This is a genomic window from Vibrio sp. 10N.222.55.C6, from assembly GCF_041473395.1.
GTDB lineage: Bacteria > Pseudomonadota > Gammaproteobacteria > Enterobacterales > Vibrionaceae > Vibrio > Vibrio crassostreae_C.
In genome coordinates, this window is record NZ_JBFRSD010000468.1 from 1 (window position 1) to 219 (window position 219).

The 219-nt window shown below is 46.6% G+C and carries 1 protein-coding gene; it reads right to left on the reverse strand.

What is annotated here, in order from left to right; translation table 11 throughout:
- Nucleotides 1-219 (reverse strand): GGDEF domain-containing protein (locus AB4486_RS24630; RefSeq protein ID WP_372119306.1); only part of this gene is annotated, 219 nt, incomplete at both ends.

A 219-nucleotide genomic window follows, 5' to 3' on the forward strand; every position in this document is an offset into this window, starting at 1 on the left:
ACCTGCGACACCGCCCACAGCCTCAACATTACGCTTAGTAATATCAGCCAATGCGCAAATTACCTCGTCACCCACCATGTGCCCGTAGGTATCATTGATCGATTTGAAGTCATCGATATCAAGCAGCATACACACTAAGTGAGTCTCAGAGACAAGGTGCTCTCTCAGCCACTCATAAATCGCCCTACGGTTAAGCAAATCCGTCATTTCATCGTAATT